The organism is Deinococcus sp. AB2017081, assembly GCF_034440735.1.
Lineage (GTDB): Bacteria > Deinococcota > Deinococci > Deinococcales > Deinococcaceae > Deinococcus > Deinococcus rufus.
Window position 1 is genome coordinate 567217 of the sequence record NZ_CP140098.1, and the last position, 13293, is coordinate 580509.

14 protein-coding genes are annotated in these 13293 nt (G+C 69.5%); all 14 read right to left on the reverse strand.

The window, feature by feature from the left end:
* Positions 1 to 52: 52 nt before the first annotated feature.
* Positions 53 to 1261, reverse strand: coding sequence for a M24 family metallopeptidase (locus U2P90_RS02765; RefSeq protein WP_322473697.1), 1209 nt, complete (start codon positions 1259 to 1261; stop codon positions 53 to 55).
* Positions 1258 to 2106 (reverse strand): alpha/beta fold hydrolase, encoded by an 849-nt coding sequence (locus tag U2P90_RS02770; protein WP_322473698.1) that lies wholly within the window; start codon positions 2104 to 2106, stop codon positions 1258 to 1260. Before U2P90_RS02770 ends, U2P90_RS02765 begins: the two co-directional genes overlap by 4 nt.
* On the reverse strand, positions 2103 to 3347 hold the full coding sequence (locus U2P90_RS02775) for a dipeptidase (protein WP_322473699.1): 1245 nt from the start codon (positions 3345 to 3347) through the stop codon (positions 2103 to 2105). The genes U2P90_RS02770 and U2P90_RS02775 overlap by 4 nt, the downstream gene beginning before the upstream one ends.
* A complete protein-coding gene (locus U2P90_RS02780; protein WP_322473700.1) occupies positions 3340 to 4737 on the reverse strand; it encodes a BPL-N domain-containing protein in 1398 nt (465 codons plus the stop codon). Before U2P90_RS02780 ends, U2P90_RS02775 begins: the two co-directional genes overlap by 8 nt.
* On the reverse strand, positions 4734 to 5621 hold the full coding sequence (locus U2P90_RS02785) for an ABC transporter permease (protein WP_322473701.1): 888 nt from the start codon (positions 5619 to 5621) through the stop codon (positions 4734 to 4736). The genes U2P90_RS02780 and U2P90_RS02785 overlap by 4 nt, the downstream gene beginning before the upstream one ends.
* Complete coding sequence (locus tag U2P90_RS02790) at positions 5614 to 6561, reverse strand: ABC transporter permease (RefSeq protein ID WP_295818922.1); 948 nt, start codon at positions 6559 to 6561, stop codon at positions 5614 to 5616. Before U2P90_RS02790 ends, U2P90_RS02785 begins: the two co-directional genes overlap by 8 nt.
* A 50-nt stretch (positions 6562 to 6611) precedes the next feature.
* Complete coding sequence (locus tag U2P90_RS02795; protein ID WP_322473702.1) at positions 6612 to 8192, reverse strand: ABC transporter substrate-binding protein; 1581 nt, start codon at positions 8190 to 8192, stop codon at positions 6612 to 6614.
* 10 nt (positions 8193 to 8202) lie between these two features.
* The gene (locus U2P90_RS02800; RefSeq protein WP_295818926.1) at positions 8203 to 9009 is read right to left on the reverse strand and encodes an IclR family transcriptional regulator; all 807 of its coding nucleotides are present in this window, start codon (positions 9007 to 9009) and stop codon (positions 8203 to 8205) included.
* Positions 9010 to 9291: 282 nt separating this feature from the next.
* Positions 9292 to 9738, reverse strand: coding sequence for a tyrosine-type recombinase/integrase (locus U2P90_RS02805; protein ID WP_322473703.1), 447 nt, complete (start codon positions 9736 to 9738; stop codon positions 9292 to 9294).
* A 13-nt stretch (positions 9739 to 9751) separates the two neighbouring features.
* Positions 9752 to 9928: a hypothetical protein gene (locus tag U2P90_RS02810; protein ID WP_322473704.1), complete on the reverse strand. Its 177-nt coding sequence runs from the start codon at positions 9926 to 9928 to the stop codon at positions 9752 to 9754.
* Positions 9929 to 10128: 200 nt separating this feature from the next.
* Positions 10129 to 10725 (reverse strand): NAD-dependent epimerase/dehydratase family protein, encoded by a 597-nt coding sequence (locus U2P90_RS02815; protein ID WP_322473705.1) that lies wholly within the window; start codon positions 10723 to 10725, stop codon positions 10129 to 10131.
* 11 nt (positions 10726 to 10736) lie between these two features.
* A complete protein-coding gene (locus U2P90_RS02820) occupies positions 10737 to 11180 on the reverse strand; it encodes a MerR family transcriptional regulator (RefSeq protein ID WP_322473706.1) in 444 nt (147 codons plus the stop codon).
* 200 nt (positions 11181 to 11380) lie between these two features.
* The gene (locus U2P90_RS02825; RefSeq protein WP_322473707.1) at positions 11381 to 12379 is read right to left on the reverse strand and encodes an alpha/beta hydrolase; all 999 of its coding nucleotides are present in this window, start codon (positions 12377 to 12379) and stop codon (positions 11381 to 11383) included.
* Between the two features lie 32 nt (positions 12380 to 12411).
* Positions 12412 to 13287 carry a Nif3-like dinuclear metal center hexameric protein gene (locus tag U2P90_RS02830; RefSeq protein ID WP_322473708.1) on the reverse strand — a complete coding sequence of 292 codons (876 nt, stop codon included), beginning with the start codon at positions 13285 to 13287 and terminating at the stop codon, positions 12412 to 12414.
* Between the last annotated feature and the right edge of the window lie 6 nt (positions 13288 to 13293).

Sequence of the window (13293 nt, forward strand, 5' to 3'; positions counted from 1 at the left end):
TCCTCTGAAGGCCGGGGGACGACGACTGGCGGCGACCCCTTCGGCGGGCTGGTCAAGGAATGACGAGATCCTCTAGGGCACGCGGGTACGAGGTCAGGATCTCCATGCCGGAGGCCGTGATCAGGATGGTGTCCGAGTGCCGGAACCCGCCTAGGCCCGGCACGTACAGGCCCGGCTCGACGCTGAGCACCATGCCGGGTTCCAGCACACGTGAATCGCCCCGGTCGAGGAACGGCGCCTCGTGGATGCGCTGCCCGAGCCCGTGCCCGACGTGATGCCGCCAGTACGGCTGCAGGCCTTCCCGGTCGACGTAGGCCAGCACGGCGAGATCCACGCTCGCGCAGGTCGCGCCGGGCCGCAGCGCCTCGAAGGCGATGTCCTGCAGCGCGAGCATGTGAGCGAAGAAGGCACGCTGCTCGGCGCTGGGCTCCCCCATGACCATGGTGCGTTCCAGCTCGCTCAGGTACCCGCCGACCCCGGCCCCCGCCCCGGTCACGAGCGTGTCGCCGGCCTGGAACCGCACGCCGCTGGTCATGGCGTGGGGCAGCGCACTGGCCGCCCCGATCTGCCCGCGGTACAGCGCCACCGCGCCGCTGAGCCAGCGGTTCGGGGTGCGGCGCTGCTCACCGATGGCGGCCACCATCGCAGCGGTCGCCTCCCGGGTCGCCTGCCCCTCCACGTCCGTCTCACTCGCGCCGACCTGCGTGTACTGCTGCAGCAGCCGGTGGGCATGGTCGCCCCAGCGGACGCTCTCGCGGATCAGGGCCAGTTCCGCCGGGGACTTCAGGGCCATCTGCGCGTCGAGGTGTGGCGAGACCCGCCGGACGACCGCGTCCGGCATCACCTCGCTGACCGGCGGGCCGCTGTAGCCCATCACCGCCGGGTACCCGTCGTGATCCACGCCGATCCGGGCGTGGCCCAGCCCCAGGGCCCGCAGGTGGGCAGCCAGCACCTCCATGGGGTGGGTCTCTCCGGGGTACTCGGGGTAGTCCACGACCTGTTCGGTCTCGGCGAAGGTCTGCGCGTGCTCCCGCTCCAGGCGGGGCACGAACAGGTGCCGCTCCCCACCGGGCAGGATGACCAGCGCGATGGGCCGCTCCGTCGCGTGGAAGGCGAACCCCGCGTAGTACTGGATGAACTGGTCATCGAACAGCACGGCCGCGTCCGTGCGCGGAGGCAGGTGGTTGAACACGGTGGCGGCGCGCTGGGCGCGCTCCTCACGGCTGATCGGCGGAACGGGCGTGTCCGGGCTGGTGGTCATGCGGGCGCGGGAGCCGGCACGTGCCGCGCCAGGAAGTCCCGAACCACGCCCAGGTACCGCTCCTGCTCCTCCATGTGGGGCGAGTGGCCGCTGTGCTCGAAGACCACGAACTCATTGTTGGGCAGGCCCGCCGCGAGTTCCTCGGAGGCCTCCAGCGGCGTGATCCAGTCCTCACGGCCGACCGTGACGAGCACCGGCACCTGGATCTCGTTCAGGCGGCCGGTCAGGTCGTAGTCCGGCTGGTTGCGGCTGAACGCCCAGTTGTGCGTCTCGTACCGGAACGGGATCCGGGCGAGCCGCTCGGCCTCGGCGGCGGGGTCGCGCTCGACGGTGTAGAGCGGCTGGATCATGCCGAAGCTCTCGCGGAACTCGTCGTTGCTGGCGACCCGACCGCCAAACAGGCGCTCCAGGCGCTCCTGATCCATGGGAAAGCCGCTGCCCATGGCGCGTTCCATGCTGGTGCCCTGGAAGCGGTTGCTGGCGGCGGTGTCACGCAGGATCACGGCGTGCAGGGCGTCCGGGTGGGCCAGCGCGTATTCCAGCGCCAGAAAGCCGCCGTAGCTGCCGCCCAGCACGACGATCTTCCCGAGCCCCAGCTCCTCGCGCAGCGCCTCGAGGTCGGCCACGAACTGCGCGTGCGAGTACGGCTCGCCGGCGTCCGAGTCGCCGTTGCCGCGCTGGTCGTAGCTGATCAGGCGGTAGGTGTCGGTCAGCGGCTGGAACGCGGCCCAGTCCCCGGCGCGGCTCCCCATGCCCGGCCCGCCGTGTAGCGTCACGATGGCCGTGCCGTGGCCGCCGTCCTCGTACACGAGCGTCACGCCATTGACGGTGACCGACTTGCTCACCGGTACCACGCGGCCTTCAGCACGCGCATGATGTTCCCGCCCACGGCCTTGCCGATGTCCTCGTCGCTGTAGCCGTGCTTCACCAGCCAGCGCACGATGTTCGGGAAGGCCTCGGCGGGACTTTCGATGCCGTCCACGTACGCGACCTTCTCGTAGCTCAGGTGCCCGCGGGACGCGCCGATCGACAGCGCCTCGGTCAGGGCATTGTGCAGGCCGACGTGATCCCCGAACAGCACGTCCGGGCCGAACGCGACGTGGTCGATCCCGACGAGGTTCACGCAGTACTCGAAGTGCTCCATGAACGACTCGATGGAGTGACGGGGGTGCTTCTCCGTCAGGGTGGTGTGCGGCGCGGCCTCGATGCCGATCACGCCCCCCTTCTCGGCGCACGCGCGGATCACGTCGTCGGGCTTCAGGCGGTTGGAGTTCCACAGGGCCCGCGCGCCGGCATGCGTGATGAAGATCGGCTTGTCGCTCACCTCGATGGTGTCGAGCGCCGTGCGGTCGCCCGAGTGGCTCACGTCGATGGCGATCCCGAGCTTGTTCATGCGCTTCACGGCCTGCCGCCCGAAGGTCGTGAGGCCACCGTCGTTGGGTTCCTTCAGGCCCGCGCCGAGCTGGTTGCCCTCGCTGTACGCGATACCCAGGCAGCGCACGCCCAGACCGTACAGAATGTCCAGCCGGTCGAGCTCGTTCTCGATCATCGCCGCACCCTCGATGGACACGATGAACGCGATCTGCCCGTTCTTCTTGGCGTTCACGATGTCCTCGGTGGTGCGGCACAGCACGACCATCTCCTGGTGCGCGATGTCCGACAGGCGCATGCCGAGGTCGTAGATGATGTCGTCCCACTTCCACCCGCCGCGCGACGTGATCATGGCCGTACCGTTCATCAGGTTGTCGAATACCGCGTCCAGACCGGACACGCTCAGGCCCTCGTACCCGGTGAAGTCGCGGCCCCAGCGGCGGAACTCCAGGAACTGACTCAGATCCTCAGGCGCGATGAAGCAGTGGTCGTGCAGGGAGATCATCAGCTGCTCCTGGAACAGCCGGCGCACGCGGGCCTCCTGCTCGCCGGTGATCTCCGGGCGGCGGCTGGGGACGCGGTTCAGTTCCTTCGCCAGCGGGTACACCTTGTAGTCCGTGCCGGGCTCCAGGTACGAGAAGGATTTGTAGCCGGTGTAGTTCTTCTGTTGCATTGGAGCGTCGTTCTGGGTGGGCACGTCTTTCACGTCAGTCATGGGGAATCCTCTCGGGTCTGAACATCGGGTGGGGGGGCGGGAGGAGGGTGCCGGACAGGGTGCCGAGGGTGCCGGCGGCGAGGGCGGCGGAGGCGCTCAGGCCCGCGGCGCTGAGGTAGGTGCTCGCCAGCAGGTGGTACGCGTGCTGATCCCAGTCGCCGTACGGGGAGGTCACCGGCGGCGGGGGAGACCGCAGGTGCGCCTCGGCCTGATCGAGCAGCGCCAGGATGTGCGTGGCGAGCTGGCGCAGGCCCACGAAGCCGTAGTCCTGACCCGGCGCGCCCGGGTGGTCGATCCAGACCGCGCCGCCGGCGGGAACGGTCATGAGGTGCAGGGCGCGCAGGTACGCGGCCGTGTCGGCGGTCAGGGTGGCCGCCTCGGCCAGGGAGGATGCCCAGAGGGCCGGGGCGTCGCGTCCCTGGAAGGCGGGGGCCCCGCCCAGCTCCGGCGCGCGGTCGACCAGGGCGGCGAACCGCTCCGAGGCGTGCTCGAGGTCGGCCGTCACGGCGCTGAGGTCAGCGGTCACGCGGGGGGCGTCCAGGGGCGCGTCCCCTGGACGCTTCGCGTGGCCGGCCTGATGCAGCAGCGCATTGCCAAACAGCCGCGCGGCCTCCCCCCAGCCGAGCTGCAGGACATCGAAGCCGAACTCCGGGTGGGAGCCGAACAGCACCGCCTCGCCGTGACCGTGGGCGCCGCTCACCACATTGGCGGCCTGCGCCTCGATCAGGCGGTAGACCAGGGGAAACTCCCCGCCCGGCAGACTGTGCTCCCACGGCGTGAAGGCGGCGCCCGTGCCCTCCACGCGGGTCACGGCGGTCACGTCTGTCACGCTGAGGGGCGTAAAGCACGGCCCGTTGTAGTGCACGACCTCGAAATGAAGAGGCAGGTTGCGGGTGAGCCAGTGGTGCGGCGCGCTCACGGCGGCGCGCAGCACGCCGACGCCGGGCGAGTCGAGGCCACCCAGGCCCGCATCGGCACCGTTGGCAAGGGGGACGTCGAGCAGGTGAAGGTGCGTGATGGCCGGGTGCTGCGCGGCGAAGCTGTCGGGGACGGTCGCGGGCAGGTACGCACCGGCGCAGGAGCCGATGTACAGGCCGCCCCCGGCCACCCAGTCCCGGATGGCCTCACCGCCACGGACGCCCAGCGGGGCCAGCAGGCCGCCCATGCCGAGCAGACCGCCGCCCGGCATGACCAGCACGTCGTAGGCCGCCAGGTCGCCGGCCTGGATCTGCGCGGCGCTCACGGGTTCCGGCGTGCCGCCCCACTGCGCGATCAGCGCCGCGTGGTGGTAGGGGGCACCGCCGGAGGCGTAGACCGCGACCCGCAGGCCGGGCAGGACGGGGGCCAGTTCGGCGCGCAGCGCCGTCCACCACGCGGGGGCGGCGGTCACCGGCCCCTCGGGTCGGTCAGGTCGCGCAGGACGTTGCCGAGCAGGTTGAAGCACAGCACCGCCACCGCGATCGCCAGGCCCGGGTACACCGCCAGGGCGGGCTTCGTCCAGAAGTACGTCTGCGCGTTCTGGAGCATGTTGCCCCACGACGCCAGCGGCGGCTGGATCCCCAGCCCCAGGTAACTCAGGCCCGTCTCCGTGAGGATCGACCACGCGATGCCCAGGGTCGTCAGGACCGCCGTGGCGGGCAGCGCCTGCGGGAAGATGTGCCGCCAGATGATGCGGCTGCTCGATGCCCCCAGGGCACGCTCGGCCTCGACGAAGTCGAAGTTGCGGATCTTCGTGACCTCGGCGTGCACGATGCGCGCCACCTGCGGCCAGAAGCCCAGGCCGACGACGACGACCACGACCGGTGGGCTGTTCCCCAGGACGGCCAGCGCCGCGAGGATCAGGAAGAAACTGGGGATGGCCATGAAGGTGTCCACGATCCGCATCAGGACGGTCTCCAGCCACCCACGGTGGTAGCCGGCCAGCGCGCCCACCAGCGAACCGATGGTCAGGGCCACGACCATCGAGATGACGCTGATCATCAGCGTGATCCGCCCGCCGTACATCAGCCGGGCGAGCACGTCCCGGCCGAGTTCGTCGGTGCCGAGGAGATGCTGTGCGGACGGCGCGGCGGTCGTGTTCAGCGCGTCGGTCGTGATGGGGGAGGCGGGGTAGACCAGCGGCCCGAGGAACGCCGTGAGGTACATCAGGGCGAGGACGATCAGCGCCAGCATCCCGACCGGATGCGTCACCAGCCGGGCGACCAGCCCCGACCGCCGACGAACCGGGCGCCCTGCCGGCACGCGCGCCGGGCCCAGGTCGCGCGCCTCAGTCATGGCGGATCCTCGGATCCACGAGCGAGTACGTGAGGTCGACAAGCAGGTTCGTGACGATCACCACGGCCCCCGCCACCAGCGTGACGGCCATGATGGTGTTGTAATCGCGTCCCAGCGCGGCGTCCACCGCGAGACGGCCCATGCCGGGCAGGCCGAACACGCTCTCGATGATGACCGAGCCGCTCAGCAGCGCCGGGAGGATCAGGCCGACCATGGCGATGATCGGCACGAACGCGTTGCGCAGCGCGTGCTTGGCGATGACCCGCTGCTCGCGCACGCCCTTGGCCCGCGCGGTGCGCAGGTAATCCATGCCGAGCACCTCCAGCAGCGAGGAGCGCGTGAAGCGCACCAGGTTCGGCAGCATCACGAAGGCCAGCACGCCGGCCGGGAGGATCATGTGCTGCAGCCAGCCAGTCGCGGAGAAGCCGGCGCTCGCGTCGTACAGCCCCGACGACGGCAGCACCTTCCACACCACCGAGAAGAGCAGGATCGCCATGATCCCGGTCCAGAAGTCCGGGATGCTCATGCCGAGCGTGGTGATGGCGTTCACGACGTGATCGAGTGCGGAGTTGCGGCGCATGGCGGTCAGGATGCCCAGCGGAATACCGATCACGACCGACAGCAGCAGCGCCGACAGGCCCAGCTGCGCGGTGTTGCCGAGCCGCTGACGCAGGATCGGGCCGATCGGCTGCCCGCCGTTGAGCGTCACCCCGAAATCCCCCTGCACGAGGTTGCCCGCCCACTGTCCGTAGCGGGTGACGAGCGGCTGGTCGAGGCCGAGCTGTTTGGTCAGCGCGGCACGTTCCTCGGCGGTCGTCTCGAAGCGCGACGCCGCGCTTGGCCCGCCAGGCGCGAGGTTGATCAGGAAGAAGGTGATCAGGGAGATCAGGACGAGGACAAGCGCGCCCTGTCCGAGGCGGCGAACCAGAAAACCCAGCATCTCAGCACCTCATGAACGGGCAAGGGCGCGCCGAAGCGCGCCCCCTGCGGTTACTTCGTGACGAACCACTCGTTGGCGTACTGGAAATCCGCGGCCTGCGTGATGCCGCGCATGCCCTGCACGCGCTTGTTGGAGGCGGTGATGCTCTGCGGGTACCACAGGTACAGGTACGGCAGTTCCTTGGCCATCAGTGCCTGCGCCTCGTTGTACACGACCCGGCGGGCCACCAGACTGCTGGCCTTGCGGCCATTCTCGAGCAGCGTGTCCAGCTTGGGGTTCTTGTAGTTCGGGATGTTGTTGCCCACGTTCGCCGCCGAGGAGTCGTAGTACGGCAGCACGTCCGGATCGGCCGGGGTCGACCACCACGCCGCCGAGGCCTGGTAGTCGCGCTTGACGATGACCTGCTGGATGTACGAATTCCAGTCCATGGTCTTGATCTCGGCCTTCACGCCGATGTCCTTCCAGTACTGCTGCACCAGCAGCGAGATCGGCACGAGCTGCTGGTAGGACGCGGTCGGCATGCTGATCACGAAGGGCTTGCCGTCCTTCATCAGGGTGCCGTCCGGGCCGGGCTTCCAGCCGGCCTGGGCGAGCAGGGCCTTGGCCTTGGCCGGGTCATACGGATACTGCTGAACCTTGGCGTTGTAGAAGGACTTCTGGATGGGCGCAATGGGTCCGGTGGCCACCTGGCCGTAGCCCTTGAGGACACTGGTGATCATGGCCGGGCGGTTGATGGCGTACAGCAGCGCCTGGCGCACCCGGGCGTCCTTGAAGCGCGGATCATCCTGGTTCAGGGCCACGAAGTAGTAGATGTTCGCGGTGGCGATGTCCACCGTGAGGTTCGGGCTGCTCTTGACCCGGTCGACCGTCTCGGGGTTGCCGATGGCGATCTGATCCACATCCCCGGAGAGCAGCTGCGCGAGCTGCGCATTGCTGTCCGGCACGACCTTGAAGGTCACGCCCTGCAGCTTGGGCCGCTCTCCCCAGTAGTTGTCGTTGCGCACCATGCGCACGGTCGCCCCGGACACCACCTGAGAGATCTTGAACGGCCCCGAGCTGATGGGGTTCTGCTTGTTGAAGGCCGTGAATTTCCACGGATCGGTCACGCCCGCGAAGGCGTGCTTGGGCAGGATGCCGGCGTAGTACGCGAGGTAGGTGGGCAGGGACGCCCACGGCCGCGAGAGGATGAACTCGACGGTGGTCGGGTTGACGGCGTTCACCTTCGTCACGGAATTGCGCCACGTGCTGCCCTGGTTCGCGCCGAGTTCCTTTTTCAGGACGAGGTCGTTGAAGGTGAACGCTACGTCGTCGGCGGTCAGGGGCTTGCCGTCCGACCACTTCACGTTCTTGCGCAGGGTGAACGTCCACTTCAGGCCGTCAGCCGAGGCTTTCCACGACGTGGCGAGGTCGGGCACCGGCTTGAGATCCTTGTCCCAGCGGGTCAGGCCGGGGAACAGCAGTTCGTTGATCAGATTGGACTCGACGAAGGCGTTTGGGCTCCACGGGTTGAAGGTCGGGTCGGCCGTGGTCACGAAGGTGACCGTGCCGCTGGGGTCGGCCGTCTGGGCGCTGGCGGCGCCGGCCAGGGAGAGACTCAGGGCAATCAGGGTCAGCGTGCGGGTTCGTTTCATACCTGCCACCTCACTCCAGGGGGGACGACAAAGGACGGTTGTGACCGAGCTGCCGGGAGATGCGCTGCGCGGCGCCGCGGATCAGGTCGCCGAGTTCGGCCAGTCGGGGGGGACTCATGCGGGTCGCGGGGCCCCCCACACTGATCGCACCGATGGCCTGCCCGGCGGCATTGAAGATGGGAGACCCGACACCGCGCGCTTCCTCGTCGATGTCCAGGTCGCTGATGGCGTAGCCACGTCGGCGGGTTGCGTCGAGCTCCAGGCGGAGTGCAGCGGGATCAAGTTCGGTATGCGGGGTGAAACGCGGCATGGTCGGCAGCGCGCTCAGTACGGCGTCCTGCTGCTCGGCGGGCAGGAAGGCCAGCACCGCCTTGGGGCAGGCTCCGGCGTGCAGCGGGGTGCGGCGGCCGGGTTCGGTGACGAGCCGGACAGGGCGCAGGCCGTCGCGGTGATCCACGCAGGTGAGCTGGTCTCCGTCCAGCGTGAAGAGGTTGACGGTCTCACCGGTCGTCTGGGAGACCTCGTCCAGGTAGCTCTGCGCGGCGCTGACCAGGGTGGGTTGCGGCTGAGACGCGGCGGCGAGCTGGTCGACCAGGGTGGTCAGCACGAACCGGTCGTCCTCGTCCAGGCGGATGAACCCGACGTGTTGCAGGGTTCGCAGGCAGCGGAAGGCCTGGTTGCGATCCACGTCGAGCTGCTGGGCCATCTCGGAGGGGGTGTAGCGGTAGGGGGGGCGGCCGAACACCAGCAGGACTTCGAGTGTGAGGGCGGCGGACTGAATGAGGTAGCGCGGAACATCCCTGGTGGACTGGGTCACCGTGGCCTCCTGATTGATATTCTCAAACCGTTTGATAGATCGTAACGACCTTGATCTGTGTGTGCAAGGCCTGTCCGCCGCAGTGAGGGGTGAAGAGTAGACAAGTGAAGGTGCCGAGACTCCGTGGGGAGGTCAAGCGGGAGCCATGTGCAGACGGCTCGGTGTGGATGAATGCCGGTGCGCCCGAGCCCATCTGAGCGCCGCACTCACGAGCGCCCCTGGGATCGGGGTGCAGTTGGAGCACACGACGCCGAAGGCACGCCTCGCGATCTCGGATCGAGGTCAGGGCGCGGCAAAGAGGGCCGGGGATTGCCCCCGGCCCTCGTCCTGCGCAGATGCCTGCGCCCCCCCCTTGCTGTCCGGCTCGCTGAGCAGCGGCGGCCTGGCGATGGCCTCCTTCACCTCTCCGATCTGCACCTCCATGTAGAACGTGCGCGTGGCCGCGGCGCTGGCGTGGCCGAGGATTTTCGCCACCATGTCCATCGGCACCCCCTGCTGGGCGAGATGGGTGGCCGTGATCCCCCGCAGATCGTGGAGGCGCATCGGCCGCACTCCCGCCTGCGCACACAGCGTGTGGAACAGCCTGCGCAGGGAGTCGGGGCGCGGCGCCGTCACGGCGGGTGACCACGTCGTCGGCTCCCCGGTGATCGCCCCAGGGCACGCCCGCGCTTCCAGCGCAGGCTGCGGGTCTCGGCGCGCCGCAGGCCGGTCATCGCCATAGCGACCCACCCCCCACGATCATTCAGGCTGGTGTCCAGGAGCGGTTCAGACGCCAGAAGTCCTCCCGCAACAGACCCTGGTCGTACAGACCCGTGACGGTGTCGAGGAGCGTCGTCTCGGCGGGTCGCGGCCGGAAGTCCAGCTCCCGCTTTGCCCGGTCATTGTGGATGGTGAGCGGCAGCGGGACGTCGCCGGGCACCTCCGTGGTCGCGATCCGGGTGCCCAGTGGGCCGAGCCGGGCGCGCAGGAGCAGGGCGATGTCCAGGTACGTCAGGGTGGGCCCGTCGGCCAGCGTGAGTTAGCTCCGACCGGCCGCCAGGGGCGTCATCATCGCTGTGATGTGTAGCCCGGCGACGTCTCGCACATCGGCCACGCCGAAGCGCTGGCGGGGCAGCGCCTTCAGGCTGCCGTCAAGGAGTGGAGGGATGACCGCAACTCCGCCGTCAGGGGCGGGCCGGCGATGAATGTGGGGTTGAGGACGACGAGTTCCATGTCCCCCCCCTCGCGCGCCATGAAGTCCCACGCGGCCCTCTCGGCCATGGTCTTGGACAGCGGGTACAGGGGCAGGCCCGGGGTGGCGGGATCCGTCCAGTCGTCCTCGGTGTACTCCCGGACAGGCTTGGGGGAGTACCCGACTGCCGCGAAGGACGACGTGAAGACGACCCGGCGCGACCCGGCGTCGCGCGCGGCGCGCAGCACGTACAGGGCGCTGTCGCGGGCCGGGTCGACAATCTGCTCGGACGTGCCGCCGTGCTGCATCGGCGACGCGAGGTGGTAGACCTCCTGCGTTCCCGCGAAGGCCTGGGCGAGTCCGGTGCCGCCCGCCACGTCCGCCACAACAAGTTCGAGACCGGTATCGTCGGTGTCGCGGCGGCGCAGCGCGTCGCGGAGGAGGGCTGCGCTGTCCAGCGTCCGGATCACGGCGCGCACATCGGTTCCCCCGCGCAGCAGGCCATCGATGACCCACGCGCCGAGGTAGCCATTCCCTCCCGTCATCAGAACCCGGCTCATCGGGCCACCGGGGCCAGGCGGGGCAGCAGGTCGTGAATGTGCGCCTGGACGCGTGCCTCCGCTGCGTCGTCACCGCGCTCACGGGCGTCCCACAGGGCGGCCTTCTGCTGCAGGTAGTCCATGTGAATCCCGAGGGTCACGATCTCGGCCTTGATGCGCTGGGCGTGCCTGAGCAACAGGTCGCGCTGTTCGCCCGCGCTGGCATGGCCCCGGGCACGGTTGGCCTGGTAGGTGCGCATGTCCTCGATGCCGACGCCCATGGCGCGCAGGCAGGCCAGCATCTGCAGCGTCTCGACGTCCTGCTCGTGGTAGCGGCGGTGCCCACTGCGCCCCTCACGCTCGACCGGGCCGATCAGGCCAACCTCCTCGTAGTAGCGCAGGGTCGGCTCGCTCAGTCCGCAGCGGCGGGACACGTCCTGAATGCTCAGTATCGACGTCATGTCCCCATCACACCAGACCTCAAGCGCTTGAAGTCAAGGGGCAGCGTCCACAGTCCCCACCCGCACCACAGGGGTGACCTCGGGTGCAGTGGCATGATGACCAGCCCCGGCGCTCCGCCCGGCGCGAGGCGGGGCCACGTCCAGCGTGACCCTCCTCTGGCGGAGATCGGATCGTCAGGTTCAGAACGCGCTTCTACCGCTCAGCTCACGACCTCCGGGCTCAACTCCTGAGGCGGCGCAGCCTGCACCTTCAGCGCACGGCGCAGCGCCGTCATGCGGGTGTCCACGATGCGCCGGCTCAGGGCCGCGTCCGGGGCGAGGTGCTCGGAGGCGTGGAACGCCCCCGGATACACGTGCAGCTCGGCCGGCACGCCCGCAGCCATCAGGCGCTGGGCGAAGGCGATGTCCTCGTCGCGGAAGAGGTCGAGTTCGCCGACATCGATGAAGACCGGGGGCAGCCCGTGGAGCGACGTCGCGTGGACAGGTGCCGCGTAGGGATCAGCCTCCTGTCCGGCCAGGTACCACCCCCACGCCTCGATGTTCTTGCCACGATCCCAGATCGGGCCGAGGTTCTCGAACTCGCGCGAGGACGGCGTGTCGTGGCGGGGATCGATCATCGGGTAGAGCGCCATGACAAGGGCCAGCGTGGGGCCGCCGTGGTCGCGTGCCCTCAGCGCCGTGCCGAGGGCAAGGCCGCCACCGGCACTGCCGCCGTACACCGCGAGCCGCTGCGGATCGGCACCGAGGTCGGCAGCGTGGGCCGCCAGCCAGCACAGCGCACCGTAGCAGTCCGTGACCGGGGCAGGATGCGGGTGTTCCGGGGCCAGGCGGTAGCCGACCGAGACCACCACCGCCTCCAGGGCGGCGCACAGGGCGGTGGCCTGGGGATGTTCGCTCGCGAGGCTGCCGCCCCACATGCCGCCGCCGTGGATGACGAGCACTGCTGGATGGGGGCCGGATCCCGCAGACGGGCGGTAGACGCGCACTGGAATGTCCGGGTGGCCGGGCTGTCCCGGAATCATGCGGTCGATCCACTGCACGGCCGGGTGTGGGGGGGCTGGGGGCATCGCGGCGAGCATGGCCTCACCGGCCGCGCGGCGCACGGCGGGGTCGGGAGCCCACAGATCGTCGGGCATCAGGGTGGTGACGGCGGCGAGTGCCGCGCGGCTGTCAGGGTCGATCCGGGTGTAAAAGGTCATGCAGGGACGTCCTCGGTGGTCGCGCGGGCGACTCAGATGGTCTGGAAGGGATCGCCGCTCGGCAGGTGTGTGATGGTCACGCCGGGCAGCTGCGGGCGCAGCCACTCGGCGAGGTAGGCCATCCCGCCCTCCTCGCTGGTGGCGTGGCCGACGACGAGCATGCCCTTGGGCCGGCCGAAGTACGCGGCGTCCCGGAGGTACTCGCAGGTCTCCCACTCGCGGGTCTCGCCGCACAGCACGACGTCCACGTCGTCGCGCTGTAGCGTGGCGATGGTCATCTTGCCGGGCAGCGCCCCGACTGTGAGGGCCACGCGCCGAACCGGCAGCTCCGCCGGGCCGACATACCGGATCTGGGCCGCTCCGAGCCCACTGCGGACGTCCTCGGCCAGCTGGGAGAGGGTTGTGGCGGGAATGGTGGCGACGCTGCTGGACGCGCCCGCGAGTTCCGCGTTCCAGTCCTGGCCGCGCGTCATCGACCACGCCCGGATTGCCTCGCGGGTATCGATGGACGGGTCGTCGAGTGGCCAGCCCAGTTGCCGGGCCACCCCAGTCTGGATGCCGTCCGGGGTCATCAGGTGCCAGTAGTCGTGGAAGCGCCAGATGGCCATGCCCAGCGACTCGACGAGGGCCCGCTTGGCGTCGTAGATGGGGTCGCCATCCAGCCACGCGACGTCGTCCGTGTCATGGTCGGAGTAGTAGGTGGGCTCGTGGGTGATGATCAGGTTCGCGCCGTGCTGCGCGGCGCGCGTGATGACGTCGGCCGTCGCGAGGAAGGTCGTGACGATCCCGGTCAGGGGCCGCTCCGGGTCGCCGGACTTGAGGGTGTCGGCGGTGTGGGGCAGTGGGGCCAGGGTCGTGGCCCTGAGGATGGTGTCGATGGCGCTCTGGATGGTCTGGGGTGCGGTCATGGGGGC

Excerpts from the sequence above, each read along its gene's own strand:
- U2P90_RS02765 (WP_322473697.1), bottom strand. The coding sequence starts at position 1,261 with ATGACCACCAGCCCGGACACGCCCGTTCCGCCGATCAGCCGTGAGGAG.
- U2P90_RS02775 (WP_322473699.1), bottom strand. The coding sequence starts at position 3,347 with ATGACTGACGTGAAAGACGTGCCCACCCAGAACGACGCTCCAATGCAA.
- U2P90_RS02785 (WP_322473701.1), bottom strand. The coding sequence starts at position 5,621 with ATGACTGAGGCGCGCGACCTGGGCCCGGCGCGCGTGCCGGCAGGGCGC.
- U2P90_RS02790 (WP_295818922.1), bottom strand. The coding sequence starts at position 6,561 with ATGCTGGGTTTTCTGGTTCGCCGCCTCGGACAGGGCGCGCTTGTCCTC.
- U2P90_RS02795 (WP_322473702.1), bottom strand. The coding sequence starts at position 8,192 with ATGAAACGAACCCGCACGCTGACCCTGATTGCCCTGAGTCTCTCCCTG.
- U2P90_RS02815 (WP_322473705.1), bottom strand. The coding sequence starts at position 10,725 with ATGACGGGAGGGAATGGCTACCTCGGCGCGTGGGTCATCGATGGCCTG.
- U2P90_RS02820 (WP_322473706.1), bottom strand. The coding sequence starts at position 11,180 with ATGACGTCGATACTGAGCATTCAGGACGTGTCCCGCCGCTGCGGACTG.
- U2P90_RS02825 (WP_322473707.1), bottom strand. The coding sequence starts at position 12,379 with ATGACCTTTTACACCCGGATCGACCCTGACAGCCGCGCGGCACTCGCC.
- U2P90_RS02830 (WP_322473708.1), bottom strand. The coding sequence starts at position 13,287 with ATGACCGCACCCCAGACCATCCAGAGCGCCATCGACACCATCCTCAGG.